Genomic DNA, 26,495 nt, shown 5'->3' on the forward strand with positions numbered 1-26,495 from the left:
CATTAACGAGGTACACCGTGGCAAAAGTTCCAAAACGCGCCTTTGTTTGTAATGAATGCGGGGCCGATTATCCGCGCTGGCAGGGGCAGTGCAGCGCCTGTCATGCCTGGAACACCATCACCGAGGTGCGTCTTGCTGCGTCGCCAACGGTGGCGCGTAACGAGCGTCTGAGTGGCTATGCCGGTAGCGCAGGGGTGGCAAAAGTCCAGAAACTCTCCGATATCAGCCTTGAAGAGCTGCCGCGTTTTTCCACCGGATTTAAAGAGTTCGACCGCGTATTAGGCGGTGGCGTTGTGCCGGGAAGCGCCATTCTGATTGGCGGTAACCCAGGTGCCGGGAAATCCACGCTGTTGCTGCAAACGCTGTGCAAACTGGCGCAGCAGATGAAAACGCTGTATGTCACCGGCGAAGAGTCGCTGCAACAGGTGGCAATGCGCGCTCATCGCCTTGGCCTGCCGACTGACAATCTCAATATGTTGTCGGAAACCAGCATCGAGCAGATCTGCCTGATTGCCGAAGAAGAGCAACCGAAGCTGATGGTAATTGACTCGATCCAGGTGATGCATATGGCGGATGTTCAGTCATCGCCAGGCAGCGTGGCGCAGGTGCGTGAAACGGCGGCTTATCTGACGCGCTTCGCCAAAACGCGCGGTGTGGCGATTGTCATGGTCGGTCACGTAACCAAAGATGGTTCACTGGCTGGCCCGAAAGTGCTGGAACACTGTATCGACTGTTCGGTGCTTTTGGACGGCGATGCCGACTCCCGTTTTCGCACCTTACGTAGCCATAAAAACCGCTTCGGCGCGGTGAATGAGCTGGGCGTATTTGCGATGACCGAACAGGGGCTGCGTGAAGTCAGCAACCCTTCAGCCATCTTTTTAAGCCGTGGCGATGAAGTGACCTCTGGTAGTTCAGTGATGGTGGTATGGGAAGGAACTCGTCCGTTGCTGGTGGAGATTCAGGCGCTGGTCGATCATTCGATGATGGCGAATCCGCGCCGCGTGGCGGTAGGTCTGGAGCAAAACCGTCTGGCAATCCTGCTGGCTGTGTTGCACCGTCATGGTGGGTTGCAAATGGCCGATCAGGATGTGTTTGTGAACGTGGTCGGCGGCGTGAAGGTAACGGAAACCAGCGCCGACTTAGCGTTACTGCTGGCGATGGTTTCCAGCCTGCGTGACAGGCCGCTACCGCAGGATCTGGTGGTGTTTGGTGAAGTCGGGCTGGCAGGGGAGATCCGCCCGGTGCCCAGCGGCCAGGAACGAATCTCAGAAGCGGCGAAACACGGTTTTCGGCGGGCAATTGTTCCGGCGGCTAACGTACCGAAAAAAGTGCCTGAAGGGATGCAGATTTTTGGCGTTAAAAAGCTCTCCGACGCGCTTAGCGTGTTCGACGACTTATAATAAGAGATACGGAGGGAGATATGTCGTCATTTGATTACCTGAAAACTGCCATCAAGCAACAGGGCTGCACGCTACAGCAGGTAGCTGATGCCAGCGGTATGACCAAAGGGTATTTAAGCCAGTTACTGAATGCCAAAATTAAAAGCCCCAGCGCGCAAAAGCTGGAGGCATTGCACCGTTTTTTGGGGCTTGAGTTTCCCCGACAGAAGAAAACGATTGGTGTCGTATTCGGTAAGTTCTACCCGCTGCATACCGGACATATCTACCTTATCCAGCGCGCCTGTAGCCAGGTTGACGAGCTGCATATCATTATGGGCTTTGACGATACCCGTGACCGCGCGTTGTTCGAAGACAGTGCCATGTCGCAGCAGCCGACCGTGCCGGATCGTCTGCGCTGGTTATTGCAAACCTTTAAGTATCAAAAAAACATTCGTATTCATGCCTTTAACGAAGAGGGCATGGAGCCGTATCCGCACGGCTGGGATGTGTGGAGCAACGGCATCAAAAAGTTTATGGCTGAAAAGGGGATCCAGCCGGATCTGATCTACACCTCGGAAGAAGCCGACGCGCCGCAGTATATGGAACATCTGGGGATCGAGACGGTGCTGATCGACCCGAAACGCACCTTTATGAGTATCAGCGGTGCGCAGATCCGCGAAAACCCGTTCCGCTACTGGGAATATATTCCTACCGAAGTGAAGCCGTTCTTTGTGCGTACCGTGGCGATCCTCGGCGGCGAGTCGAGCGGTAAATCCACCCTGGTAAACAAACTTGCCAATATCTTCAACACCACCAGTGCGTGGGAGTTTGGTCGTGATTATGTCTTTTCGCATCTCGGCGGCGATGAGATCGCATTGCAGTATTCCGACTACGATAAAATCGCGCTGGGACACGCACAATATATTGATTTTGCAGTGAAATATGCCAATAAAGTGGCGTTTATCGACACTGATTTTGTGACTACTCAGGCGTTCTGCAAAAAGTACGAAGGACGCGAGCATCCGTTCGTGCAGGCGCTGATTGATGAATACCGTTTCGATCTGGTGATCCTGCTGGAGAACAACACCCCGTGGGTGGCGGATGGTTTACGCAGCCTCGGCAGTTCGGTGGATCGCAAAGAGTTCCAGAACTTGCTGGTGGAGATGCTGGAAGAGAACAATATCGAATTCGTGCGGGTTGAAGAGGACGATTACGACAGCCGTTTCCTGCGCTGCGTGGAGCTGGTGCGGGAGATGATGGGGGAGCAGAGGTAACCGTGACGAAACGGCTCAAAGGCGAGGTATAAAATGAGTTTTTTTGATGAGTTGAAAACCTCTCTGGAAGAGGCTGTCGAGATTAAACAAGGTTTGAAAGAACCAGCACGGATGACCCGCTACGAAATTGCGGATGCTAAGGCTGTTGTAGGCCGGAAGAGGCGTTCACGCCGCATCCGGCATCCGGTGCTCAATGCCTGATGCGACGCTTACCGCGTCTTATCAGGCCTGGAGTTTCACACCGTATTGAAATCGCTGGTTTTGTAGGCCGGATAAGGCGTTCACGCCGCATCCGGCATTTTACGCATTACTTCGCAATACGCTTGTACTTGATACGCTTCGGCTCCAGCGCGTCTGCGCCCAGCGTGCGTTTTTTGTACTCTTCGTACTCGGTAAAGTTACCTTCGAAGAACTCAACTTTACCTTCATCCTGGTAATCCAGAATGTGCGTGGCGATACGGTCGAGGAACCAACGGTCGTGCGAGATAACCATCGCGCAGCCCGGGAACTCCAGCAGGGCGTTTTCCAGCGCGCGCAGGGTTTCGATATCCAGGTCGTTGGTTGGTTCGTCGAGCAGCAGCATGTTGCCGCCAACCTGCAGCAGCTTCGCCAGATGCAGACGACCGCGCTCACCACCGGAAAGTTCGCCAACACGTTTACCCTGATCAACCCCTTTAAAGTTAAAGCGGCCAACGTAGGCGCGGCTTGGCATCTCGGTGTTGCCGATCTTCATGATATCCAGCCCGCCGGAAACTTCTTCCCAAACGGTTTTGCTGTTATCCATTGAGTCACGGAACTGATCAACCGATGCCAGTTTCACCGTTTCACCCAAAGTGATGGTGCCGCTGTCCGGCTGTTCCTGACCAGAGATCATACGGAACAGGGTCGATTTACCCGCACCGTTCGGACCGATGATCCCGACGATCGCCCCTTTCGGGATCGAGAAACTCAGGGAGTCAATCAGCAGACGATCGCCATAGGATTTACGCAGGTTGCTGACTTCCAGCACTTTATCGCCCAGACGCGGTCCAGGTGGAATAAACAGTTCGTTGGTTTCGTTACGTTTCTGATATTCGGTGCTGTTCAGCTCTTCAAAGCGCGCCAGACGTGCTTTACCTTTCGACTGACGGCCTTTCGTACCCTGACGTACCCACTCCAGCTCTTTCTCGATCGACTTACGACGCGCCGCTTCTTGAGAAGCTTCCTGCGCCAGACGCTGATCTTTCTGCTCCAGCCAGGAGGAGTAGTTGCCTTCCCACGGAATACCTTCACCGCGGTCCAGTTCGAGGATCCAGCCTGCAACGTTATCGAGGAAGTAACGGTCGTGAGTAATCGCCACAACGGTGCCTTCGAAGTCGTGCAGGAAGCGTTCCAGCCAGGCCACGGATTCGGCATCCAGGTGGTTGGTCGGTTCGTCGAGCAGCAGCATGTCTGGTTTTTCCAGCAGCAGACGGCACAACGCCACGCGACGACGCTCACCACCAGAGAGGTTAGCGATTTTCGCGTCCCAGTCCGGCAGACGCAGCGCATCCGCTGCACGCTCCAGCTGTACGTTCAGGTTGTGACCGTCGTGAGCCTGAATGATCTCTTCCAGACGGCCTTGTTCAGCGGCCAGCTTGTCAAAATCGGCATCCGGATCGGCGTACAGCGCATACACTTCATCCAGGCGTTTCAGGGCGTTAACCACTTCAGAAACCGCTTCTTCAATGGACTCACGCACGGTGTGTTCCGGGTTCAGCTGCGGTTCCTGCGGCAGATAACCAATCTTGATGTCTGGCTGCGGACGCGCTTCACCTTCGATGTCTTTATCAATGCCCGCCATAATGCGCAGCAGGGTGGACTTACCCGCGCCGTTCAGACCCAGGACACCAATTTTTGCCCCAGGGAAGAAACTCAGAGAGATGTTTTTCAAAATATGACGTTTCGGCGGAACAACTTTGCCGACACGATGCATGGTATAAACGAATTGAGCCACGTTGGACTTCGCCTCTATGTTTATCGTGATGATGAGTTTTCAAAGGCGAAGTGTAGCCTGTTTCCTTATCTAATCCCAGCCGGTCGATCACCCTCGCAGTATACTCGTCATACTTCAAGTTGCATGTGCTGCGCTTACGCTCGCTCACCCCAGTCACTTACTTCTGTAAGCTCTTGGGGACTCACTCACTTATCGCCTTCCTGCAACTCGAATTATTTAGAGTATAAAAGTAAAAAAGTGTCCGTAACGTGGCGTAAACGGCAATGACTGGTTAGCATAAATCTATTACGCGGCATGATGCTGCATTGATGTATTTACACTTAGAGGATGCGCTTGTGGAAAAAGCCAAACAAGTTACCTGGCGGCTGTTGGCTGCCGGTGTCTGTCTGCTGACGGTCAGCAGCGTGGCGCGAGCCGACTCACTGGATGAGCAGCGTAGCCGTTACGCGCAAATCAAGCAGGCCTGGGATAATCGACAAATGGATGTGGTCGAACAAATGATGCCATCCCTGAAGGATTATCCGCTTTATCCCTATCTGGAATACCGCCAGATCACCGATGACCTGATGAATCAACCGGCGGTGACGGTTACTAACTTTGTTCGCGCTAACCCCACGCTTCCTCCTGCTCGCACGCTGCAATCGCGTTTCGTCAATGAACTGGCGCGACGCGAAGACTGGCGTGGCTTGTTAGCCTTTAGCCCGGAAAAGCCAGGCACAACCGAAGCCCAGTGTAATTACTACTATGCAAAATGGAACACCGGGCAGAGTGAAGAAGCCTGGCAGGGGGCGAAAGAGCTGTGGCTAACCGGAAAGAGCCAGCCTAACGCTTGTGACAAGTTATTTAGCGTCTGGCGAGCGTCCGGCAAACAAGAACCCCTGGCATATTTAGAGCGTATCCGCCTGGCGATGAAAGCAGGCAATACCGGGCTGGTGACGGTGCTGGCAGGGCAAATGCCTGCCGATTACCAGACTATTGCTTCGGCAATTATTTCTCTGGCGAATGATCCTAATACTGTGCTGACTTTCGCGCGTTCCACCGGCGCGACCGATTTTACCCGTCAGATGGCGGCGGTGGCATTTGCCAGCGTGGCACGTCAGGATGCTGAAAATGCACGGCTGATGATCCCTTCACTTGCCCAGGCGCAGCAGCTTAATGAAGATCAGATTCAGGAGTTGCGCGATATCGTCGCCTGGCGTTTGATGGGCAACGATGTTACCGACGAACAGGCGAAATGGCGTGATGACGCGATTATGCGTTCGCAATCAACGTCGTTAATTGAACGCCGCGTGCGGATGGCGCTTGGCACTGGCGATCGCCGTGGTCTGAATACCTGGCTGGCGCGTCTGCCAATAGAGGCGAAAGATAAAGATGAATGGCGCTACTGGCAGGCGGATATACTGCTGGAACGCGGGCGTGAAGCTGAAGCAAAAGAGATTTTGCATCAACTCATGCAACAGCGTGGATTTTACCCGATGGTCGCTGCGCAACGTATTGGCGAAGAGTATCAACTAAAGATTGATAAAGCGCCGCAGAACGTTGACAGCGCCCTGACCCAGGGGCCGGAGATGGCGCGCGTGCGCGAGTTGATGTACTGGAATATGGATAACACCGCACGTAGCGAGTGGGCCAATCTGGTGAAGAGCAAGTCAAAAACAGAGCAGGCGCAATTGGCACGCTATGCCTTTAATAATCACTGGTGGGATCTCAGTGTTCAGGCGACGATCGCCGGGAAATTGTGGGATCATCTGGAAGAACGATTCCCCCTGGCCTACAACGATCTCTTCGAACGTTACACCAACGGTAAAGATATCCCGCAAAGCTATGCAATGGCGATTGCCCGTCAGGAGAGCGCCTGGAATCCGAAAGTGAAATCACCGGTAGGAGCCAGCGGTCTGATGCAGATTATGCCCGGTACGGCGACTCAGACGGTGAAGATGTTCTCTATTCCTGGTTATAGCAGCCCTGGGCAATTGCTGGATCCGGAAACGAACATCAACATTGGCACCAGTTACCTGCAATATGTTTATCAGCAATTTGGCAATAACCGCATTTTCTCCTCGGCAGCTTATAACGCCGGTCCTGGGCGGGTGCGCACGTGGCTTGGTAACAGCGCCGGGCGTATCGACGCGGTGGCGTTTGTCGAGAGTATTCCGTTTTCCGAGACGCGCGGTTATGTGAAAAATGTGCTGGCTTATGACGCGTACTATCGCTATTTCATGGGCGATAAGCCCACGCTTTTGAGCGCTACGGAATGGGGACGTCGTTACTGATTTGAACCTTTATGATATGCTATCGTACTCTTTAGCGAGTACAACCGGGGGAGGCATTTTGCTTCCCCCGCTAACAATGGCGACACACTATGGCCCAACAATCACCCTATTCAGCAGCGATGGCAGAACAGCGTCACCAGGAGTGGTTACGTTTTGTCGACCTGCTTAAGAATGCCTACCAAAACGATCTCCATTTACCATTGTTAAACCTGATGCTGACGCCAGATGAGCGCGAAGCGTTGGGGACTCGCGTGCGTATCGTTGAAGAGTTGCTGCGTGGTGAAATGAGCCAGCGCGAGTTAAAAAATGAACTCGGCGCGGGCATCGCGACCATTACGCGTGGATCTAACAGTCTGAAAGCCGCGCCCGTCGAGCTGCGCCAGTGGCTGGAAGACGTGTTGCTGAAAAGCGATTGATTTTGTAGGCCTGATAAGACGCGTCAGCGTCGCATCAGGCATTGTGCACCGAATGCCGGATGCGGCGTGAACGCCTTATCCGGTTTACAATGGCTGATACACGGCATTATGAAACGGACTCAGCGCCAGGATCACCGCCTGGTGATAGACGCTGGCGCGAGTGAGTTTCCCGGCGGTAAACACGCCGATGGCTCCTTCCTTACGACCAATCTCATCAATACCGGTATAACGCGACATCACGGGGCCAAGCGCCTCACCCTCACGCACTTTCTGCAGAATCACCGCAGGTAACGGCAAAGTAGCCGAACGCGCCTCGCCACGTTGGTTGGCGTTTTCAATGACCACCCAACTGAAGGTGCTGTCGCCATCGATGCCTGCTTCAATCGCCACCCAAAAATCGGCCTCTGGATGTAAACGGCGGGCATTTTCTACCCGATTTCGTGCGCCAGCGCGCGTTTCCTCACTGCCAAAGGGTTGTTCCGGTACGCCGCTCTCGACGGCAACGGACTCAATGTGGCAGGATCCTTCGCCGAAGATCTCGTGAAATGCCTGCAGAATGGCCTGAATTTTAGCGGGATTGGTGGTTGCACAGACAACATGGTGCATAATCAGCATTACTCAAAAATTAACGTTACAGCAGTATACGGAAAAAAAGCATGTTACAGGTATACCTAGTCCGCCACGGTGAAACGCAGTGGAACGCCGAGCGACGTATTCAGGGCCAGTCTGATAGCCCACTGACTGCCAAAGGTGAGCAACAAGCAATGCAGGTGGCGGCGCGAGCCAAAGAGCTTGGCATCACACATATCATCAGTAGCGATTTAGGTCGCACCCGGCGCACGGCGGAAATCATCGCTCAGGCTTGCGGCTGTGACATAATCTTTGATTCCCGCCTGCGTGAATTAAATATGGGCGTGCTGGAAAAAAGACATATCGACTCTCTGACCGAAGAAGAAGAGAACTGGCGTCGCCAACTGGTAAATGGCACTGTTGACGGGCGTATTCCTGAAGGCGAGTCAATGCAGGAACTGAGCGAGCGCGTCAATGCTGCTCTGGAATCTTGTCGGGATTTGCCGCAGGGAAGTCGACCGCTACTGGTGAGCCACGGTATCGCGCTGGGATGCCTGGTGAGTACTATTCTGGGCCTACCTGCATGGGCAGAACGCCGCTTACGTCTGCGTAACTGTTCTATTTCGCGCGTGGATTATCAGGAAAGCCTGTGGCTGGCGTCTGGTTGGGTAGTTGAAACAGCAGGGGACATCTCGCATCTGGACGCCCCTGCATTAGACGAGCTGCAACGTTAACGACGTACTGGAATCAGCAGTTCGCAGCGCAGATTAATTGGGCGATCTCCCGCTTTGGCATCTTCTGCCGGATAGTATCGCTCAATATCCTGACCTTTACGGCGCGTCAGGTTCAGCATCGGCATACAGGTTCCGTACACCGTCAGGATAAATTCCTGCACGCCGGTTCCCAGACCTTCATAGGTAAACATCACATATTCGCCGCCCTGCAACAGCACCGGATGCCCCGTCAGTACATAGCCGTCTGCTTGCTCCTGGGCCAATGCAGTCGTGTAGAACACCTCTTGCTCGTCGTCTTTATCCTGGCTTGGACGCGTTTCATTCAGGCCGTAAAGTACTGGCGGAATAGTCGGCGCATTACCGAGAAAATCGTGCCAGAACTGATAACGCATTTCATGGCGGAAATCAGAGATTTGCTCCAGTGAACAGGAGTAACTCTGAGTTACGCCAATCAGCGGCGTGTCTTCCAGCGTGACAAATTTGTGCTCTGGCATGGTGAATTCACCCAGACGCAGCGGCGGGCGAATACCAAAGGCGCTCCATTCAGGAGAACGGCGGTAAAGTGCGGGAGTCTGGGCAAACTGCTTCTTGAATGCACGAGTAAATGTCTGTTGAGAGTCGAAGCGGTATTGCAGCGCAATATCCAGAATTGGGCGCGCGGTCAGGCGTAGTGCAACCGCCGATTTCGACAAACGACGAGCACGAATATACGCGCCAATAGCATGGCCAGTGACATCTTTAAACATTCTCTGTAAGTGCCACTTGGAATAACCTGCTTTCGCCGCTACATTGTCGAGCGACAGTGGCTGATCCAGATGACCTTCCAACCAGATTAAAAGGTCGCGAATAATGCCGGCCTGATCCATAAAATATCCTCATCCTTTCACAACGAGCACCTGACATCAGGTAATTGGATAATAGCATTTTTTGCTGTTTTAGCATTCAGTGTTTTTTTCTTAGTAGAGTATGTTTTAGGTCTTGACGGAAATAAAAGTGTTGAGATTTTGTTCTTAATCAATATGTTATTTACCGTGACGAACTAATTGCTCTGTGTAACTTATAAAAATGGTAACAATATGAAATACAAGCATTTGATCCTGTCTTTAAGCCTGATAATGCTGGGGCCATTGGCACATGCGGAAGAAATTGGTTCGGTCGATACCGTATTTAAAATGATCGGCCCGGATCACAAAATTGTCGTAGAAGCCTTTGACGATCCCGATGTGAAAAATGTCACCTGTTATGTGAGTCGGGCAAAAACCGGCGGTATTAAAGGGGGATTGGGCCTGGCGGAAGATACTTCCGATGCGGCTATTTCCTGCCAGCAAGTCGGGCCGATTGAACTGTCAGAGCGCATTAAAAACGGCAAAGCTCAGGGCGAAGTGGTATTCAAAAAACGTACGTCGCTGGTCTTTAAGTCGTTACAGGTCGTACGCTTCTATGACGCCAAACGCAACGCGCTCGCTTACCTGGCCTACTCCGACAAAGTTGTAGATGGGTCGCCGAAAAACGCGATTAGCGCGGTGCCTGTCATGCCTTGGCGGCAATAACAGAGGCGATATATGCAACGGGAAACGGTCTGGTTAGTGGAAGACGAGCAAGGGATAGCCGACACGCTGGTCTATATGTTGCAGCAGGAAGGTTTTGCCGTCGAGGTCTTTGAGCGAGGCTTGCCGGTGCTGGATAAAGCACGCCAGCAGGTTCCCGACGTCATTATTCTCGATGTAGGTCTGCCGGATATCAGCGGCTTTGAATTGTGCCGTCAGTTGCTGGTGATCCATCCGGCGCTACCTGTACTGTTCCTGACAGCCCGTAGTGAAGAGGTGGATCGCCTGCTTGGACTGGAAATTGGCGCTGACGACTACGTGGCTAAACCGTTTTCACCCCGCGAAGTGTGCGCCAGAGTGCGCACCTTACTGCGTCGGGTGAAGAAGTTTTCTACGCCTTCTCCCGTCATCCGTATTGGTCATTTTGAACTGAATGAACCTGCGGCGCAGATCAGCTGGTTTGACACGCCGTTAACGCTAACACGGTATGAGTTTTTGTTGCTGAAAACGTTACTTAAGTCGCCGGGCCGCGTCTGGTCCCGTCAGCAACTGATGGATAGCGTCTGGGAAGATGCGCAGGACACCTACGATCGCACTGTCGATACTCACATTAAAACGCTACGTGCCAAACTGCGCGCTATTAATCCCGAGCTTTCGCCGATCAATACCCATCGCGGCATGGGATACAGCCTGAGGAGCCTGTAATGCGTATCGGCATGCGGCTGTTGCTGGGGTATTTTTTACTGGTGGCGGTAGCCGCCTGGTTCGTACTGGCTATTTTTGTCAAAGAAGTTAAACCGGGCGTGCGAAGGGCGACGGAAGGGACGTTGATCGATACGGCAACGTTGCTGGCGGAGCTGGCGCGTGCCGATTTGCTCTCTGGTGACCCAACGCATGGGCAGTTGGCGCAGGCATTTAACCAGCTACAAAATCGCCCGTTTCGCGCCAATATCAGCGGCATCAACAAAGTGCGCAACGAATATCATGTCTATATGACTGATGCGCAGGGCAAAGTATTGTTTGATTCGGCCAATAAAGCCGTCGGGCAGGATTATTCGCGCTGGAATGACGTATGGCTAACGTTGCGTGGTCAGTATGGTGCGCGCAGTACGTTGCAAAATCCTGCCGATCCCGAAAGTTCTGTGATGTATGTTGCCGCACCTATTATGGACGGCACGCGGCTGGTTGGCGTTTTGAGCGTAGGCAAACCGAACGCGGCGATGGCACCGGTGATTAAACGCAGCGAGCGGCGAATTTTATGGGCGAGCGCCATTTTGCTGGGAATTGCGCTGGTAATCGGCGCAGGAATGGTTTGGTGGATCAACCGCTCCATTGCCCGGCTCACTCGTTATGCTGATTCCGTTACCGACAATAAGCCCGTTCCGCTTCCTGAACTCGGCAGTAGCGAGCTGCGTAAGTTAGCGCAGGCGCTGGAAAGTATGCGCGTGAAACTGGAGGGGAAAAACTATATTGAGCAGTATGTCTACGCGTTAACTCATGAGTTGAAAAGTCCGCTGGCGGCAATTCGTGGCGCGGCGGAAATTTTACGCGAAGGTCCGCCACCGGAAGTGGTAGCCCGTTTTACCGACAATATTCTGACGCAAAACGCGCGAATGCAGGCGCTGGTGGAAACGCTACTACGCCAGGCAAGACTGGAGAATCGCCAGGAGGTCGTTCTTTCTGCGGTTGATGTGGCGGCATTATTTCGCCGCGTCAGTGAAGCGCGCACCGTGCAGTTGGCAGAAAAAAATATCACTCTTAATGTTATGCCCACCGAGGTTAACGTTGCTGCTGAACCGGCGTTACTGGAGCAGGCGCTGGGGAATTTGCTGGATAATGCCATCGATTTTACCCCCGAGAGCGGTCGCATAACGCTAAGCGCCGAAGTGGATCAGGAACACGTCACGCTTAATGTGCTGGATACCGGTAGTGGTATTCCTGACTACGCGCTGTCACGTATTTTTGAGCGTTTCTACTCTTTGCCGCGTGCGAATGGGCAAAAAAGCAGTGGTCTGGGGCTGGCGTTTGTCAGTGAAGTTGCCCGTTTGCTTAATGGCGAAGTCACGTTGCACAACGTGCCGGAAGGCGGCGTATTGGCCTCGCTTCGACTTCACCGTCACTTCACATAACTTCAAATTCTTCCCACATAGCCTTCATATCCTGTCGCCATTGCAAAGGAGAAGACTATGTTGAAATCCCCCCTGTTCTGGAAAATGACCACTCTGTTTGGTGCAGTATTGCTGTTGTTGATTCCGATAATGCTGATTCGGCAGGTGATTGTCGAACGTGCCGATTACCGTAGCGATGTGGAAGATGCGATTCGCCAAAGTACCAGCGGGCCGCAAAAACTCGTTGGGCCGCTCATCGCTATTCCTGTGACCGAGCTTTATACGGTGCAGGAAGAGGATAAAACCGTGGAGCGGAAACGAAGTTTTATCCATTTTTGGTTACCTGAGTCGTTGATGGTTGATGGTAATCAGAATGTGGAAGAACGCAAGATTGGTATTTATACCGGTCAGGTCTGGCACAGTGATTTAACACTAAAAGCCGATTTTGATGTTTCGCGTCTTAGCGAACTCGACGCGCCAAATATCACCTTAGGCAAGCCATTTATTGTGATTAGCGTCGGGGATGCGCGTGGTATTGGTGTGGTGAAAGCGCCTGAAGTTAACGGAACAGCGCTGACCATTGAACCCGGTACCGGGTTAGAGCAAGGCGGGCAGGGCGTGCATATCCCTTTACCCGAAGGGGACTGGGGGAAGCAGAACCTGAAGCTGAATATGGCACTGAATTTAAGCGGTACCGGCGATCTTTCTGTGGTGCCTACCGGGCGTAATAGCGAAATGACCTTAACCAGCAACTGGCCGCATCCCAGTTTTTTAGGTGATTTTTTGCCAGCGAAACGAGAAATAAGTGCATCCGGTTTTCAGGCGCAATGGCAAAGTAGCTGGTTTGCCAATAATCTCGGTGAGCGTTTTGCTTCAGGCAATGATACCGGCTGGGAAAACTTCCCGGCGTTTAGCGTCGCAGTCACTACGCCTGCCGATCAGTATCAATTAACGGACAGGGCGACTAAGTACGCTATTTTGCTGATTGCGCTGACTTTTATGGCCTTCTTTGTTTTTGAAACGCTCACCGCACAACGTTTGCACCCGATGCAATATTTGCTGGTGGGGCTGTCATTGGTGATGTTTTATTTGCTCTTGCTGGCGCTTTCTGAACACACCGGTTTTACCGTGGCATGGGTAATTGCCAGCTTGATAGGGGCATTAATGAACGGTATTTACTTGCAGGCGGTATTAAAAGGTTGGCGCAATAGCATGTTGTTTACCCTCGCGCTGTTGTTGCTGGATGGTGTGATGTGGGGACTGCTCAACTCTGCCGATAGCGCACTGTTGTTGGGAACCAGTGTGCTGGTGGTGGCGCTGGCAGGCATGATGTTTGTGACGCGGAATATCGACTGGTATGCGTTTTCACTGCCGAAAATGAAAGCCAGTAAAGAAGTCACAACGGACGATGAGTTACGTATCTGGAAATAAAAAAACGGCGCTAAAAAGCGCCGTTTTTTTTGACGGAGGTAAAGCCGATTAATCTTCCAGATCACCGCAGAAGCGATAACCTTCACCGTGAATGGTGGCGATGATTTCCGGCGTATCCGGCGTAGATTCGAAGTGTTTACGAATACGACGGATCGTCACGTCTACAGTACGGTCGTGCGGTTTCAGCTCACGGCCGGTCATTTTCTTCAGCAGTTCAGCACGAGACTGAATTTTGCCTGGGTTTTCACAGAAGTGAAGCATGGCGCGGAACTCGCTGCGCGGCAGTTTGTACTGCTCGCCATCAGGACCGATCAATGAACGGCTGTTGATGTCCAGTTCCCAACCATTGAACTTATAGCTTTCAACGCTACGACGTTCTTCGCTGACTGTACCCAGGTTCATGGTACGGGACAGCAGGTTGCGTGCACGGATGGTCAGTTCACGCGGGTTGAACGGTTTGGTGATGTAGTCATCTGCGCCGATTTCGAGGCCGAGAATTTTATCGACTTCGTTGTCACGGCCAGTCAGAAACATCAACGCAACATTCGCCTGCTCGCGCAGTTCACGCGCTAACAGAAGACCGTTCTTACCCGGCAAATTGATATCCATGATCACCAGGTTGATGTCATATTCAGAGAGGATCTGATGCATTTCCGCGCCATCTGTCGCTTCGAAAACATCATAGCCTTCCGCTTCGAAAATACTTTTCAACGTGTTGCGTGTTACCAACTCGTCTTCAACGATAAGAATGTGCGGGGTCTGCATGTTTGCTACCTAAATTGCCAACTAAATCGAAACAGGAAGTACAAAAGTCCCTGACCTGCCTGATGCATGCTGCAAATTAACATGATCGGCGTAACATGACTAAAGTACGTAATTGCGTTCTTGATGCACTTTCCATCAACGTCAACAACATCATTAGCTTGGTCGTGGGTACTTTCCCTCAGGACCCGACAGTGTCAAAAACGGCTGTCATCCTAACCATTTTAACAGCAACATAACAGGCTAAGACGTGCCGGACACCCAATAAAACTACGCTTCGTTGACATATATCAAGTTCAATTGTAGCACGTTAACAGTTTGATGAAATCATCGTATCTAAATGCTAGCTTTCGTCACATTATTTTAATAATACAACTAGTTGCCTTATACAACTAATAAACGTGGTGAATCCAATTGTCGAGATTTATTTTTTATAAAATTATCCTAAGTAAACAGAAGGATATGTAGCAATTTTTAACAATTACACCGTTAGTATAGTCAAGAAATAGTTTAGCTTTTTTTAAGTTAAGTGAAGGGCTTTTTCTGCGACTTACGTTACGAATTTGTAAATTCTCTCCGCGTAATAAGTTGACATTCATCACCCTGTTCGCGGTTATTTGATCAAGAAGAGTGGCAACATGCGTATAACGATCATTCTGGTAGCACCAGCCAGAGCTGAAAATATTGGTGCAGCGGCTCGGGCGATGAAAACAATGGGATTTAGCGAGCTGCGCATTGTCGATAGCCAGGCACACCTGGAACCAGCTACCCGCTGGGTGGCGCATGGTTCTGGTGATATTATTGATAATATTAAAGTTTTTCCAACGCTGGCTGAATCGCTACACGACGTTGATTTTACCGTTGCTACCACTGCGCGCAGTCGGGCGAAATACCATTACTACGCCACGCCAATAGAACTGGTGCCGCTACTGGAGGAAAAATCGACATGGATGAACCATGCGGCGCTGGTCTTTGGTCGCGAAGATTCCGGCTTGACTAACGAAGAGTTGGCGCTTGCTGATGTCCTCACCGGCGTGCCAATGGTGGCGGATTATCCATCACTGAATTTGGGGCAGGCGGTGATGGTCTATTGCTATCAATTAGCAACATTAATACAACAACCGGTGGAATCTGCCGCAACGGCGGACCCATTTCAACTGCAGGCTTTGCGTGAACGTGCCATGTCATTGTTAACGACTCTGGCGGTGGCAGATGACACCAAACTGGTCGACTGGTTACAACAACGCATCGGGCTGTTGGAGCAACGAGACACGGCCATGTTGCATCGTTTATTGCATGATATTGAAAAAAATATCACCAAATAAAAAACGACAAGGAAAGTCGTTTTCAGATTTTTATTCTGACTGCAATGGGCAATATGTCTCTGTGTGGATTAAAAAAAGAGCATCTACCAGCACTCTATGAACTGGTAACCTGCCGTGAGCAAATTAAAATTTTATTGACTTAGGTCACTAAATACTTTAACCAATATAGGCATAGCGCACAGACAGATAAAAATTACAGAGTACACAACATCCATGAAACGCATCAGCACCACCATTACCACCACCATCACCATTACCACAGGTAACGGTGCGGGCTGACGCGTACAGGAAACACAGAAAAAAGCCCGCACCTGACAGTGCGGGCTTTTTTTTCGACCAAAGGTAACGAGGTAACAACCATGCGAGTGTTGAAGTTCGGCGGTACATCAGTGGCAAATGCAGAACGTTTTCTGCGGGTTGCCGATATTCTGGAGAGCAATGCCAGGCAGGGGCAGGTGGCCACCGTCCTCTCTGCCCCCGCCAAAATTACCAACCATCTGGTCGCAATGATTGAAAAAACCATTAGCGGTCAGGATGCTTTACCCAATATCAGCGATGCCGAACGTATTTTTGCCGAACTTCTGACGGGACTCGCCGCCGCCCAACCGGGATTTCCGCTGGCGCAATTGAAAGCGTTCGTTGATCAAGAATTTGCCCAAATCAAACATGTCCTGCATGGCATTAGCTTATTGGGGCAATGCCCGGACAGCATCAACGCCGCGCTGATTTGCCGTGGTGAAAAAATGTCGATCGCCATTATGGCCGGGGTACTGGAAGCGCGTGGTCACAACGTTACCGTTATCGATCCGGTCGAAAAGCTGCTGGCAATCGGTCATTACCTCGAATCTACGGTCGATATTGCTGAGTCCACCCGCCGTATTGCGGCAAGCCGCATTCCGGCTGACCACATGGTGCTGATGGCTGGTTTTACCGCCGGTAATGAAAAAGGTGAGCTGGTGGTGCTGGGACGTAACGGTTCTGACTACTCCGCCGCGGTACTGGCCGCCTGCTTACGCGCCGATTGTTGCGAGATCTGGACGGATGTCGATGGTGTCTATACTTGCGACCCGCGTCAGGTGCCCGATGCGAGGCTGTTGAAGTCGATGTCGTACCAGGAAGCGATGGAGCTTTCCTACTTCGGCGCTAAAGTTCTTCACCCTCGCACCATTACCCCTATCGCTCAGTTCCAGATCCCTTGCCTGATTAAAAATACCGGAAATCCTCAAGCACCAGGTACGCTCATTGGCGCCAGCCGTGATGAAGATGAATTACCGGTCAAGGGCATTTCCAATCTGAATAACATGGCAATGTTCAGCGTTTCTGGTCCGGGGATGAAAGGAATGGTCGGCATGGCGGCGCGCGTCTTTGCGGCAATGTCACGCGCCCGCATTTCAGTGGTGCTGATTACGCAATCATCTTCCGAATACAGTATCAGTTTCTGCGTACCACAAAGCGACTGTGCGCGTGCTGAACGCGCGATGCAGGAAGAGTTCTACCTGGAACTGAAAGAAGGTTTGCTGGAGCCGCTGGCGGTCACTGAACGGCTGGCCATTATCTCGGTGGTGGGCGATGGTATGCGCACCTTGCGTGGGATCTCGGCGAAATTCTTTGCCGCACTGGCCCGCGCCAATATCAACATTGTCGCCATTGCTCAAGGGTCTTCTGAACGCTCAATCTCTGTCGTGGTAAATAACGATGATGCGACCACTGGCGTACGCGTTACCCACCAGATGCTGTTCAATACCGATCAGGTTATCGAAGTGTTTGTGATTGGCGTCGGTGGCGTTGGCGGCGCGCTGCTGGAGCAACTGAAACGTCAGCAAAGCTGGCTGAAGAACAAACACATCGATTTACGCGTTTGCGGCGTTGCTAACTCGAAGGCGCTGCTGACTAATGTGCATGGCCTTAACCTGGACAACTGGCAGGAAGAACTGGCGCAAGCCAAAGAGCCGTTCAACCTTGGGCGCTTAATTCGCCTGGTGAAAGAATATCATTTGCTGAATCCGGTGATTGTCGATTGCACTTCCAGCCAGGCGGTGGCGGATCAATATGCCGACTTCCTGCGCGAAGGTTTCCATGTGGTGACCCCGAACAAAAAGGCCAACACCTCGTCGATGGATTACTACCATCAGCTGCGTTACGCGGCGGAAAAATCACGGCGTAAATTCCTTTATGACACCAACGTCGGTGCGGGGTTGCCGGTTATTGAGAACTTGCAAAACCTGCTCAACGCGGGTGATGAATTGATGAAATTCTCTGGCATTCTTTCTGGTTCGCTTTCTTTCATCTTCGGTAAGTTAGACGAAGGGATGAGCTTCTCCGAGGCCACCACGCTGGCAAGAGAAATGGGCTATACCGAACCGGACCCGCGTGATGATCTTTCTGGTATGGATGTGGCGCGCAAGCTATTGATTCTCGCTCGTGAAACAGGACGATCACTGGAACTGGCGGATATCGAAATCGAATCTGTGCTGCCCGCAGAGTTTAACGCCGAGGGTGATGTTGCAGCTTTTATGGCGAATCTGTCACAGCTCGACGATCTCTTTGCCGCGCGCGTGGCGAAGGCACGTGATGAAGGAAAAGTTTTGCGCTATGTTGGCAATATTGATGAAGATGGCGTCTGCCGCGTGAAGATTGCCGAAGTGGATGGTAATGATCCGCTGTTCAAAGTGAAAAACGGCGAAAACGCCCTGGCCTTCTATAGCCACTATTATCAGCCACTGCCGCTGGTCCTGCGCGGATACGGTGCGGGTAATGACGTTACAGCTGCCGGTGTCTTTGCCGATCTGCTACGCACCCTCTCATGGAAGTTAGGAGTCTAAAATGGTTAAGGTTTATGCTCCGGCTTCCAGTGCCAATATGAGCGTCGGGTTTGATGTGCTCGGGGCGGCGGTGGTGCCTGTTGATGGTTCCTTGCTGGGAGATGTAGTGACGGTTGAGTCAGCAGAGCGCTTCAGTCTCAACAATCTTGGACGGTTTGCAGGCAAGCTGCCGTCAGAACCGCAGGAAAATATCGTTTATCAGTGCTGGGAGCGTTTTTGCCAAGAAGTGGGTAAGCAAATTCCGGTGGCGATGACCCTGGAAAAGAATATGCCGATCGGTTCTGGCTTAGGTTCCAGCGCCTGTTCGGTGGTCGCGGCGCTGGTGGCGATGAATGAACACTGCGGTAAGCCGCTCAATGATACCCGCCTGCTGGCCTTGATGGGCGAACTGGAAGGGCGTATCTCCGGCAGCATTCATTACGACAACGTGGCACCGTGCTTTCTTGGCGGCATGCAGTTGATGATCGAAGAAAACGGCATCATCAGCCAGCAGGTACCAGGATTTGATGAGTGGTTATGGGTGTTGGCGTATCCGGGGATTAAAGTCTCGACGGCAGAAGCACGGGCTATTTTACCGGCGCAGTATCGCCGCCAGGATTGCATTGCGCACGGGCGACATCTGGCAGGCTTCATTCACGCCTGCTATTCCCGCCAGCCTGAACTTGCCGCGAAGCTGATGAAAGATGTTATCGCTGAACCCTACCGTGAACGTTTATTGCCAGGCTTCAGGCAAGCACGTCAGGCGGTCGCGGAAATCGGTGCGCTAGCGAGCGGTATCTCCGGCTCGGGGCCGACCTTGTTCGCCCTGTGCGATAAACTGGATACCGCCCAGCGAGTTGCCGACTGGTTAGGTAAGAATTACCTGCAGAATCAGGAAGGTTTTGTTCATATTTGCCGGCTGGATACGGCGGGCGCACGAGTACTGGAAAACTAAATGAAACTCTACAATCTGAAAGATCACAATGAGCAGGTCAGTTTTGCGCAAGCCGTAACGCAGGGATTGGGCAAAAATCAGGGGTTGTTTTTCCCTCATGAGCTACCGGAATTCAGCCTGACCGAAATTGATGAGATGCTGAAACTGGATTTCGTCACTCGCAGCGCGAAGATCCTCTCGGCGTTTATTGGTGATGAGATCCCACAGGAAGTTCTGGAAGAGCGCGTGCGCGCGGCATTTGCTTTCCCGGCTCCGGTCGCCAAAGTTGAAAATGACGTCGGTTGTCTGGAGTTGTTCCACGGGCCAACGCTGGCATTTAAAGATTTCGGCGGTCGCTTTATGGCGCAAATGCTGACCCATATTGCGGGCGATAAGCCAGTGACTATTCTGACTGCGACTTCCGGCGACACCGGAGCGGCAGTGGCTCACGCTTTCTACGGTTTACCGAACGTTAAAGTGGTCATCCTTTACCCGCACGGCAAAATCAGTCCACTGCAAGAAAAACTGTTCTGTACGCTGGGTGGCAATATTGAAACCGTCGCCATCGACGGCGATTTTGATGCCTGCCAGGCTCTTGTTAAACAGGCGTTCGATGATGAAGAACTAAAAGTGGCGTTGGGACTGAACTCTGCTAACTCTATTAACATCAGTCGTTTGCTGGCGCAGATTTGCTATTACTTTGAAGCCGTGGCGCAGTTGCCACAGGAAGCGCGTAACCAGCTAGTTGTTTCAGTGCCGAGCGGAAACTTCGGCGATTTGACGGCAGGATTGCTGGCGAAATCACTCGGTCTGCCGGTGAAACGTTTTATTGCTGCCACTAACGTTAACGATACGGTGCCGCGTTTCCTGCACGACGGGCAGTGGGCGCCTAAAGCTACCCAGGCGACATTATCCAATGCGATGGATGTCAGCCAGCCAAACAACTGGCCGCGAGTGGAAGAGTTGTTCCGCCGTAAAATCTGGCAACTGAAGGAGCTGGGTTATGCGGCGGTGGATGATGAAACCACCCGGCAGACAATGCGTGAGTTAAAAGCACTGGGCTATACCTCGGAACCGCATGCTGCCGTGGCTTACCGTGCGCTGCGTGACCAGCTTCATCCGGGAGAATATGGCCTGTTCCTCGGCACCGCGCACCCGGCGAAGTTTAAAGAGAGCGTGGAAGTGATTCTTGGTGAAACGCTGGAACTGCCAAAAGAGCTGGCAGAACGTGCTGATTTGCCCTTACTTTCACATAGTCTGCCTGCCGATTTTGCTGCGCTGCGCAACCTCATGATGAATCATAATTAATATCCATTAAATTCCGAAAAAATAGCCGGGCTTGTGTTTATACAGCTCGGCTTTTTTGTGGAGAAAATATGAGAAAAATCGACAGAAAAAAAGGAGAAATTTTCAATAAATGCGGTAACTTAGATTGGATAATGACAACGAGGATTCTTTTACCGTAAGCTCCTTATATCGGCCCATAACTGGCAATGATAATAAGGAGTCACCTGTGAAAAAGATGCAATCTCTCTTACTCGCATTTTCCCTGATTCTGGTTGCTCCTATGGCAGCGCAGGCTGAGGAAATAATGCTGGTGCCATCAGTAAAGTTACAGATTGGCGATCGTGATTATCGCGGTTTCTACTGGGATGGCGGTTACTGGCGTGACCACGACTGGTGGCACAGAAATTATGAATGGCGAGGCAATCGCTGGCACCCATACGGACTGCAGCCGCACTATAATAATCATCGCGATCATCGTGACGATCATCGTCATGACCACCGGGATGATCATTATCCGGGGCCTGGCAGACATCACCGCTAAATATAAATGCCGGATGACCTCCGGCATTTACCGCAAACTTAACGCAGTTCGTAGCGTTTAAACACCAGTTCGCCATTGCTGGAAGAGGCTTCATCGAAGAAGTAACCTTCACTGTTAAAAACTGTCAGTTGCTCTGGCTTGGTCAGGCGATTTTTAATGATAAACCGACTCATCAGGCCACGCGCTTTTTTAGCATGGAAGCTGATGACCTTAAACTTGCCGTTCTTCTCATCGAGGAATACCGGCTTGATTATCTCGGCATTTAATTTCTTCGGTTTCACTGATTTAAAATACTCATCTGACGCCAGGTTAATCACCACCTGATCGCCTTGTGCTTCGAGCGCTTCGTTTAGCTTGTTGGTGATCACATCCCCCCAGAACTGGTACAGGTCTTTACCCCGCGCATTCTCAAGACGGATCCCCATCTCCAGACGGTATGGCTGCATTAAATCGAGCGGGCGCAGTACGCCGTACAAACCGGAAAGCATACGTAAATGCTGCTGGGCAAAAGCGAAATCTTCTTCACTAAAGGTTTCGGCTTGCAAGCCGGTATAGACATCGCCTTTAAATGCCAGAATTGCCTGCCGGGCATTCTCTGGCGTGAAATCTGGCTGCCAGTCATGAAAGCGGGTAGCGTTGAGATCGGCCAGCTTGTCACTGATTTTCATCAGTTTGCCAATCTGCGGTGCCGTTAGTTTTCGCGCTTCATGAATAAGCTGTTGGGAGTTGTCTAACAGCTCCGGCAGCGTGTAGCGTGTGGTGGCCAAAGGGCTTTGATAATCAAGTGTTTTAGCAGGTGAAATCAGAATCAACATATCCAGTCCTTGCAGGAAATTTACTGCGACTGTAGCAAAAAAAGCGGATGAGTTGATCGATAGTTGTGATTACTCCTGTGACAAATCATCCCACGCATCAGGGGACAGTTGCTGACTGATATCCGGGTAGCGCAGCGGATCAAACACCGGACGTACGCCGAGTTTACGTTGGCGCAGATAATCGCTGGCAATGATATGCACCACGGGGGAAAGCAGCAAAATCGCTGTCAAATTGGTGATTGCCATGCAGGCCATAATAATATCGGCCAGTTGCCACATCAGAGGAAGGCTCAGTAGGGTGCCGCCAATGACCGTAACAAAGATACAGATACGCAGACTCCAGATAGCTTTCCGGTTGTTCAGCCGTAAAAAGAAGAGATTATTTTCGGCATAAATGTAGTTGGCGACGATCGAGCTGAAGGCAAATAGAATCACCACTATCGTGACAAATTCTGCCCCCCAGGAACCCATTAATACACGCATCGCTTTCTGAATGAGTTGGATACCTTCCAGTGGCAAATAGGTGGTGCCGTTACCAGCCAGCAATATCAGCATGGCGCTTGCCGTACAAATCACCATCGTGTCGATAAAGATGCCGATCATCTGGACAATACCTTGCGCTGCCGGATGCGGTGGCCATGATGCCGCCGCCGCCGCTGCGTTCGGTGTTGATCCCATCCCTGCCTCATTGGAAAACATACTGCGCTGAAAGCCGTTAGTAATCGCCTGACTCAGGGTATAACCCGCCGCGCCGCCTGCCGCTTCCTGCCAGCCAAAGGCGCTTTCAAAAATAGACCAAATAACGTGTGGAAGTTGCCCGATATTCATTGCGCAAATGACCAGGCTGGCGAGTACCCAGATTAACGCCATAATAGGGACAAACCATTGCATTAACCGGGCGACGCCATGAATGCCGTGAGTTATCGCCAACAAGGTAAAAATGGCGAGAATGACACCCGTTACTAACGGAGGGAAATCAAATGCAAAACTCATCGCGCGAGCGACAGCATTTGCCTGAACACCGCTGAAAATCAGTCCGTAGGCGATGAGCAAAAAGACGGCGAACAGAACGCCCATCCAGCGCATCCCTAACCCACGCGCCATATACCATGCCGGTCCGCCGCGAAACTGCCCATTGACGTCACGTTCTTTATAAAGCTGGGCAAGGGAACATTCGGCAAAAGAGGTCGCCATGCCAATAAACGCGGCAACCCACATCCAGAAAACAGCACCCGGTCCACCGGCGGTGATAGCCAGCGCAACGCCTGCCAGGTTGCCGCTGCCGACGCGCGCGGCGAGACTGGTACACAATGATTGAAAAGAAGTTAAACCACCTCGTTGCGGATGAATGCTATTTTTAAGACTTTTGCCAAACTGACGAATATAGCGAAATTGAACGAACCCAGAACGAAAAGTGAACCAACAGCCTGCGCCGAAGAGCAGGTAGATCATCACTGATCCCCATAGTACGTTGTTAATAAAAGAGAAAAAATCAGGCATTCGTATCCCTCTTGTCGCCGGCGCGCGGTTACATTCCTGTGTAAACGTTACCAATTGATTAAGAATTATATACGATGTGCATTGGTTGATAACGTCTGTGTAGCATACATGAGGTTTTGTTTAAAAATGGCGGGTGATATCAACGCCATGTCAGAAATCCGAAACAGTCTTGCCTGGTGATAACCCTTTTGTCTGCGGTTGCGCTGTCGTTACGTCGTGATATCATCAGGGCAGACCGGTTACATCCCCCTAACAAGCTGTTTAAAGAGAAATACTATCATGACGGACAAATTGACCTCCCTTCGTCAGTACACCACCGTAGTGGCCGACACTGGGGACATCGCGGCAATGAAGCTGTATCAACCGCAGGATGCCACAACCAACCCTTCTCTCATTCTTAACGCAGCGCAAATTCCGGAATACCGTAAGTTGATTGATGATGCTGTCGCCTGGGCGAAACAGCAGAGCAACGATCGCGCGCAGCAGATCGTGGACGCGACCGACAAACTGGCAGTAAATATTGGTCTGGAAATCCTGAAACTGGTTCCGGGCCGTATCTCAACTGAAGTTGATGCGCGTCTTTCCTATGACACCGAAGCGTCAATTGCGAAAGCAAAACGCCTGATTAAGCTCTACAACGATGCAGGTATTAGCAACGATCGTATTCTGATCAAACTGGCTTCTACCTGGCAGGGTATCCGTGCTGCAGAACAGCTGGAAAAAGAAGGTATCAACTGTAACCTGACTCTGCTGTTCTCCTTCGCTCAGGCACGTGCTTGTGCGGAAGCGGGCGTGTTCCTGATTTCTCCGTTTGTTGGCCGTATTCTTGACTGGTACAAAGCCAATACCGATAAGAAAGAGTACGCTCCGGCAGAAGATCCGGGTGTCGTTTCTGTATCTGAAATCTACCAGTATTACAAAGAACACGGTTATGAAACCGTGGTTATGGGCGCAAGCTTCCGTAACATCGGCGAAATTCTGGAACTGGCAGGCTGCGACCGTCTGACCATCGCACCGGCACTGCTGAAAGAGCTGGCGGAGAGCGAAGGGGCTATCGAACGTAAACTGTCTTACACCGGTGAAGTGAAAGCGCGTCCGGCGCGTATCACTGAGTCCGAGTTCCTGTGGCAGCACAACCAGGATCCAATGGCAGTAGATAAACTGGCGGAAGGTATCCGTAAGTTTGCTGTTGACCAGGAAAAACTGGAAAAAATGATCGGCGACCTGCTGTAATCATTCTTAGCGTGACCGGGAAGTCGGTCACGCTACCTCTTCTGAAGCCTGTCTGTCACTCCCTTCGCAGTGTATCATTCTGTTTAACGAGACTGTTTAAACGGAAAAATCTTGATGAATACTTTACGTATTGGCTTAGTTTCCATCTCTGATCGCGCGTCCAGCGGCGTTTATCAGGATAAAGGCATCCCTGCGCTGGAAGAATGGCTGACATCGGCGCTAACCACGCCGTTTGAACTGGAAACTCGCTTAATCCCCGATGAGCAGGCGATCATTGAGCAAACGTTGTGTGAGCTGGTGGATGAAATGAGTTGCCATCTGGTGCTGACAACCGGCGGTACTGGCCCGGCGCGCCGTGACGTAACGCCCGATGCGACGCTGGCAGTAGCGGACCGCGAGATGCCTGGCTTTGGTGAACAGATGCGCCAGATCAGCCTGCATTTTGTGCCAACTGCGATCCTTTCGCGTCAGGTGGGCGTGATCCGCAAACAGGCACTGATCCTTAACTTACCCGGTCAACCGAAGTCTATTAAAGAGACGCTAGAAGGCGTGAAGGATGCTGAGGGTAAGGTCGTGGTGCACGGCATTTTTGCCAGCGTACCGTACTGCATTCAGTTGCTGGAAGGGCCATATGTTGAAACGGCACCGGAAGTGGTTGCAGCATTCAGACCGAAGAGCGCAAGACGAGAAGTTAGCGAATAAAAAAATCCCCCCAGGCGGGGGGATCAGACTGATGACAAACGCAAAACTGCCTGATGCGCTACGCTTATCAGGCCTATGATCTTCCTGCAATATATTGAATTTGCACGATTTTGTAGGCCTGATAAGGCGTTCACGTCGCTTCCGGCATGAATAAAGCGCACGTTGTCAACAATCTGATATCCCCCGAGCGGGGGATATCAAGCAATTAGTGGGATTCACCAATCGGCAGAACGGTGCGACCAAACTGCTCGTTCAGCACTTCACCCATCGCCAGATAGATTGCGCTGGCACCGCAGATCAGACCAATCCAGCCGGCAAAGTGGATGATCGCGGCGTTGCCGGCAATGTTACCGATCGCCAGCAGGGCAAACAGCACGGTCAGGCTAAAGAAAACGAATTGCAGAACGCGTGCGCCTTTCAGCGTGCCGAAGAACATAAACAGCGTAAACACGCCCCACAGACCCAGGTAGACACCAAGGAACTGCGCATTTGGCGCATCGGTCAGACCCAGTTTCGGCATCAGCAGAATCGCAACCAGCGTCAGCCAGAAAGAACCGTAAGAGGTGAAGGCGGTTAACCCGAAAGTGTTGCCTTTTTTATACTCCAGCAGACCAGCGAAAATTTGCGCGATGCCGCCGTAGAAGATGCCCATGGCAAGAATAATACCGTCCAGAGCGAAATAACCCACGTTGTGCAGGTTAAGTAGAATGGTGGTCATGCCGAAGCCCATCAGGCCCAGCGGTGCCGGATTAGCCAACTTAGTGTTGCCCATAATTCCTCAAAAATCATCATTGAATGAATGGTGAAATAATTTCCCTGAATAACTGTAGTGATTTCAGGGCGCGGCATAATAATCAGCCAATGGAGTAGTGTCCATGATCTTTTGAG

General features: G+C 51.7%; 25 protein-coding genes, 1 pseudogene and 1 other annotated feature. Of the genes and pseudogenes, 19 read left to right on the forward strand and 7 right to left on the reverse strand.

Going from position 1 to position 26,495, the window contains the following annotated elements:
* The first annotated feature begins 17 nt into the window (after nucleotides 1-17).
* The 3 genes and pseudogenes from radA to nadS form a co-directional block, all read left to right on the forward strand.
* Nucleotides 18-1,400 carry a DNA repair protein RadA gene (gene radA / locus D9741_RS08835; protein ID WP_130217522.1) on the forward strand — a complete coding sequence of 461 codons (1,383 nt, stop codon included), beginning with the start codon at nucleotides 18-20 and terminating at the stop codon, nucleotides 1,398-1,400.
* A gap of 20 nt (nucleotides 1,401-1,420) precedes the next feature.
* The gene (gene nadR / locus D9741_RS08840; RefSeq protein ID WP_130217520.1) at nucleotides 1,421-2,653 is read left to right on the forward strand and encodes a multifunctional transcriptional regulator/nicotinamide-nucleotide adenylyltransferase/ribosylnicotinamide kinase NadR; all 1,233 of its coding nucleotides are present in this window, start codon (nucleotides 1,421-1,423) and stop codon (nucleotides 2,651-2,653) included.
* Between the two features lie 33 nt (nucleotides 2,654-2,686).
* Nucleotides 2,687-2,800 (forward strand): annotated as a pseudogene (gene nadS / locus D9741_RS23355) (NadS family protein); the annotation flags it as partial.
* Between the two features lie 160 nt (nucleotides 2,801-2,960).
* Here nadS and ettA read toward each other — a convergent pair.
* Nucleotides 2,961-4,628: an energy-dependent translational throttle protein EttA gene (gene ettA / locus D9741_RS08845; RefSeq protein WP_000046754.1), complete on the reverse strand. Its 1,668-nt coding sequence runs from the start codon at nucleotides 4,626-4,628 to the stop codon at nucleotides 2,961-2,963.
* 335 nt (nucleotides 4,629-4,963) lie between these two features.
* Between ettA and sltY the strand changes: the two genes are divergently transcribed.
* Together sltY and trpR are read left to right on the forward strand one after the other, a co-directional pair.
* Complete coding sequence (sltY, locus tag D9741_RS08850) at nucleotides 4,964-6,901, forward strand: murein transglycosylase (RefSeq protein ID WP_130217518.1); 1,938 nt, start codon at nucleotides 4,964-4,966, stop codon at nucleotides 6,899-6,901.
* Nucleotides 6,902-6,990: 89 nt separating this feature from the next.
* Complete coding sequence (trpR, locus tag D9741_RS08855) at nucleotides 6,991-7,317, forward strand: trp operon repressor (protein ID WP_000068677.1); 327 nt, start codon at nucleotides 6,991-6,993, stop codon at nucleotides 7,315-7,317.
* Nucleotides 7,318-7,401: 84 nt separating this feature from the next.
* Here the strand turns inward: trpR and yjjX are convergent, their stop codons facing one another.
* The gene (yjjX, locus tag D9741_RS08860; RefSeq protein ID WP_130217516.1) at nucleotides 7,402-7,923 is read right to left on the reverse strand and encodes an inosine/xanthosine triphosphatase; all 522 of its coding nucleotides are present in this window, start codon (nucleotides 7,921-7,923) and stop codon (nucleotides 7,402-7,404) included.
* Between the two features lie 50 nt (nucleotides 7,924-7,973).
* Here yjjX and gpmB point away from each other — a divergent pair, with 50 nt between their 5' ends.
* Nucleotides 7,974-8,621, forward strand: a complete 648-nt coding sequence (gene gpmB, locus D9741_RS08865) for a 2,3-diphosphoglycerate-dependent phosphoglycerate mutase GpmB (RefSeq protein ID WP_059216559.1) — start codon at nucleotides 7,974-7,976, stop codon at nucleotides 8,619-8,621.
* On the opposite strand, the gene robA is transcribed toward gpmB, so the two are convergent.
* On the reverse strand, nucleotides 8,618-9,487 hold the full coding sequence (robA, locus tag D9741_RS08870) for an MDR efflux pump AcrAB transcriptional activator RobA (RefSeq protein WP_130204798.1): 870 nt from the start codon (nucleotides 9,485-9,487) through the stop codon (nucleotides 8,618-8,620). The genes gpmB and robA overlap by 4 nt on opposite strands.
* Before the next feature lie 210 nt (nucleotides 9,488-9,697).
* Between robA and creA the strand changes: the two genes are divergently transcribed.
* Genes creA through creD form a run of 4 tightly spaced genes read left to right on the forward strand, consistent with a single transcriptional unit; the run spans nucleotide 9,698 to nucleotide 13,707 of the window.
* Nucleotides 9,698-10,171, forward strand: coding sequence for a protein CreA (gene creA / locus D9741_RS08875; RefSeq protein ID WP_000875488.1), 474 nt, complete (start codon nucleotides 9,698-9,700; stop codon nucleotides 10,169-10,171).
* Between the two features lie 12 nt (nucleotides 10,172-10,183).
* On the forward strand, nucleotides 10,184-10,873 hold the full coding sequence (gene creB, locus D9741_RS08880; protein WP_130204800.1) for a two-component system response regulator CreB: 690 nt from the start codon (nucleotides 10,184-10,186) through the stop codon (nucleotides 10,871-10,873).
* Nucleotides 10,873-12,297, forward strand: coding sequence for a two-component system sensor histidine kinase CreC (gene creC / locus D9741_RS08885; RefSeq protein ID WP_130217514.1), 1,425 nt, complete (start codon nucleotides 10,873-10,875; stop codon nucleotides 12,295-12,297). Before creB ends, creC begins: the two co-directional genes overlap by 1 nt.
* 57 nt (nucleotides 12,298-12,354) lie before the next feature.
* Complete coding sequence (gene creD, locus D9741_RS08890) at nucleotides 12,355-13,707, forward strand: cell envelope integrity protein CreD (protein WP_130217512.1); 1,353 nt, start codon at nucleotides 12,355-12,357, stop codon at nucleotides 13,705-13,707.
* Between the two features lie 48 nt (nucleotides 13,708-13,755).
* Here the strand turns inward: creD and arcA are convergent, their stop codons facing one another.
* Nucleotides 13,756-14,472, reverse strand: a complete 717-nt coding sequence (gene arcA / locus D9741_RS08895) for a two-component system response regulator ArcA (RefSeq protein WP_001194358.1) — start codon at nucleotides 14,470-14,472, stop codon at nucleotides 13,756-13,758.
* Between the two features lie 95 nt (nucleotides 14,473-14,567).
* Here arcA and yjjY point away from each other — a divergent pair, with 95 nt between their 5' ends.
* The 7 genes from yjjY (at nucleotide 14,568) to D9741_RS08930 (ending at nucleotide 21,357) form a co-directional block, all read left to right on the forward strand.
* Nucleotides 14,568-14,708, forward strand: coding sequence for a protein YjjY (gene yjjY / locus D9741_RS08900; RefSeq protein WP_001303782.1), 141 nt, complete (start codon nucleotides 14,568-14,570; stop codon nucleotides 14,706-14,708).
* A 399-nt stretch (nucleotides 14,709-15,107) separates the two neighbouring features.
* A complete protein-coding gene (locus D9741_RS08905; RefSeq protein ID WP_130217510.1) occupies nucleotides 15,108-15,794 on the forward strand; it encodes a tRNA/rRNA methyltransferase in 687 nt (228 codons plus the stop codon).
* Between the two features lie 213 nt (nucleotides 15,795-16,007).
* A complete protein-coding gene (gene thrL, locus D9741_RS08910) occupies nucleotides 16,008-16,073 on the forward strand; it encodes a thr operon leader peptide (RefSeq protein ID WP_001386572.1) in 66 nt (21 codons plus the stop codon).
* Nucleotides 16,009-16,128, forward strand: a sequence feature (Thr leader region). Its footprint overlaps the gene before it by 65 nt.
* Before the next feature lie 25 nt (nucleotides 16,129-16,153).
* Entirely contained in the window at nucleotides 16,154-18,616 is a 2,463-nt protein-coding gene (gene thrA, locus D9741_RS08915) for a bifunctional aspartate kinase/homoserine dehydrogenase I (protein WP_130217508.1), read from the forward strand.
* Nucleotide 18,617: 1 nt separating this feature from the next.
* A complete protein-coding gene (gene thrB, locus D9741_RS08920) occupies nucleotides 18,618-19,550 on the forward strand; it encodes a homoserine kinase (protein WP_130217506.1) in 933 nt (310 codons plus the stop codon).
* Nucleotides 19,551-20,837, forward strand: a complete 1,287-nt coding sequence (gene thrC, locus D9741_RS08925) for a threonine synthase (protein ID WP_130217504.1) — start codon at nucleotides 19,551-19,553, stop codon at nucleotides 20,835-20,837.
* Between the two features lie 205 nt (nucleotides 20,838-21,042).
* Nucleotides 21,043-21,357: a DUF2502 domain-containing protein gene (locus D9741_RS08930; RefSeq protein WP_130217502.1), complete on the forward strand. Its 315-nt coding sequence runs from the start codon at nucleotides 21,043-21,045 to the stop codon at nucleotides 21,355-21,357.
* Between the two features lie 38 nt (nucleotides 21,358-21,395).
* Here D9741_RS08930 and yaaA read toward each other — a convergent pair whose 3' ends face one another.
* Both yaaA and D9741_RS08940 read right to left on the reverse strand, forming a co-directional pair.
* Nucleotides 21,396-22,172 carry a peroxide stress protein YaaA gene (gene yaaA, locus D9741_RS08935; protein ID WP_130217500.1) on the reverse strand — a complete coding sequence of 259 codons (777 nt, stop codon included), beginning with the start codon at nucleotides 22,170-22,172 and terminating at the stop codon, nucleotides 21,396-21,398.
* A gap of 69 nt (nucleotides 22,173-22,241) precedes the next feature.
* Nucleotides 22,242-23,672, reverse strand: a complete 1,431-nt coding sequence (locus tag D9741_RS08940; protein WP_130217498.1) for a sodium:alanine symporter family protein — start codon at nucleotides 23,670-23,672, stop codon at nucleotides 22,242-22,244.
* 279 nt (nucleotides 23,673-23,951) lie between these two features.
* On the opposite strand from D9741_RS08940, the gene tal reads away from it, so the two are divergent.
* On the forward strand, nucleotides 23,952-24,905 hold the full coding sequence (gene tal / locus D9741_RS08945; RefSeq protein ID WP_000130187.1) for a transaldolase: 954 nt from the start codon (nucleotides 23,952-23,954) through the stop codon (nucleotides 24,903-24,905).
* A gap of 114 nt (nucleotides 24,906-25,019) precedes the next feature.
* On the forward strand, nucleotides 25,020-25,607 hold the full coding sequence (gene mog / locus D9741_RS08950; RefSeq protein WP_130204821.1) for a molybdopterin adenylyltransferase: 588 nt from the start codon (nucleotides 25,020-25,022) through the stop codon (nucleotides 25,605-25,607).
* 205 nt (nucleotides 25,608-25,812) lie between these two features.
* On the opposite strand, the gene satP is transcribed toward mog, so the two are convergent.
* Nucleotides 25,813-26,379: an acetate uptake transporter gene (gene satP / locus D9741_RS08955; protein ID WP_000528538.1), complete on the reverse strand. Its 567-nt coding sequence runs from the start codon at nucleotides 26,377-26,379 to the stop codon at nucleotides 25,813-25,815.
* Between the last annotated feature and the right edge of the window lie 116 nt (nucleotides 26,380-26,495).

Origin of the sequence: Escherichia sp. E14V7, assembly GCF_004212225.1 — a bacterium.
GTDB lineage: Bacteria > Pseudomonadota > Gammaproteobacteria > Enterobacterales > Enterobacteriaceae > Escherichia.

Excerpts from the sequence above, each read along its gene's own strand:
- arcA (WP_001194358.1), bottom strand. The coding sequence starts at position 14,472 with ATGCAGACCCCGCACATTCTTATCGTTGAAGACGAGTTGGTAACACGC.
- yaaA (WP_130217500.1), bottom strand. The coding sequence starts at position 22,172 with ATGTTGATTCTGATTTCACCTGCTAAAACACTTGATTATCAAAGCCCT.
- nadR (WP_130217520.1), top strand. The coding sequence starts at position 1,421 with ATGTCGTCATTTGATTACCTGAAAACTGCCATCAAGCAACAGGGCTGC.
- thrB (WP_130217506.1), top strand. The coding sequence starts at position 18,618 with ATGGTTAAGGTTTATGCTCCGGCTTCCAGTGCCAATATGAGCGTCGGG.
- tal (WP_000130187.1), top strand. The coding sequence starts at position 23,952 with ATGACGGACAAATTGACCTCCCTTCGTCAGTACACCACCGTAGTGGCC.
- yjjY (WP_001303782.1), top strand. The coding sequence starts at position 14,568 with ATGACTAAAGTACGTAATTGCGTTCTTGATGCACTTTCCATCAACGTC.
- yjjX (WP_130217516.1), bottom strand. The coding sequence starts at position 7,923 with ATGCACCATGTTGTCTGTGCAACCACCAATCCCGCTAAAATTCAGGCC.
- creA (WP_000875488.1), top strand. The coding sequence starts at position 9,698 with ATGAAATACAAGCATTTGATCCTGTCTTTAAGCCTGATAATGCTGGGG.
- creD (WP_130217512.1), top strand. The coding sequence starts at position 12,355 with ATGTTGAAATCCCCCCTGTTCTGGAAAATGACCACTCTGTTTGGTGCA.
- gpmB (WP_059216559.1), top strand. The coding sequence starts at position 7,974 with ATGTTACAGGTATACCTAGTCCGCCACGGTGAAACGCAGTGGAACGCC.
- D9741_RS08940 (WP_130217498.1), bottom strand. The coding sequence starts at position 23,672 with ATGCCTGATTTTTTCTCTTTTATTAACAACGTACTATGGGGATCAGTG.
- trpR (WP_000068677.1), top strand. The coding sequence starts at position 6,991 with ATGGCCCAACAATCACCCTATTCAGCAGCGATGGCAGAACAGCGTCAC.
- satP (WP_000528538.1), bottom strand. The coding sequence starts at position 26,379 with ATGGGCAACACTAAGTTGGCTAATCCGGCACCGCTGGGCCTGATGGGC.
- creC (WP_130217514.1), top strand. The coding sequence starts at position 10,873 with ATGCGTATCGGCATGCGGCTGTTGCTGGGGTATTTTTTACTGGTGGCG.
- D9741_RS08905 (WP_130217510.1), top strand. The coding sequence starts at position 15,108 with ATGCGTATAACGATCATTCTGGTAGCACCAGCCAGAGCTGAAAATATT.
- mog (WP_130204821.1), top strand. The coding sequence starts at position 25,020 with ATGAATACTTTACGTATTGGCTTAGTTTCCATCTCTGATCGCGCGTCC.
- robA (WP_130204798.1), bottom strand. The coding sequence starts at position 9,487 with ATGGATCAGGCCGGCATTATTCGCGACCTTTTAATCTGGTTGGAAGGT.
- creB (WP_130204800.1), top strand. The coding sequence starts at position 10,184 with ATGCAACGGGAAACGGTCTGGTTAGTGGAAGACGAGCAAGGGATAGCC.
- thrC (WP_130217504.1), top strand. The coding sequence starts at position 19,551 with ATGAAACTCTACAATCTGAAAGATCACAATGAGCAGGTCAGTTTTGCG.
- thrA (WP_130217508.1), top strand. The coding sequence starts at position 16,154 with ATGCGAGTGTTGAAGTTCGGCGGTACATCAGTGGCAAATGCAGAACGT.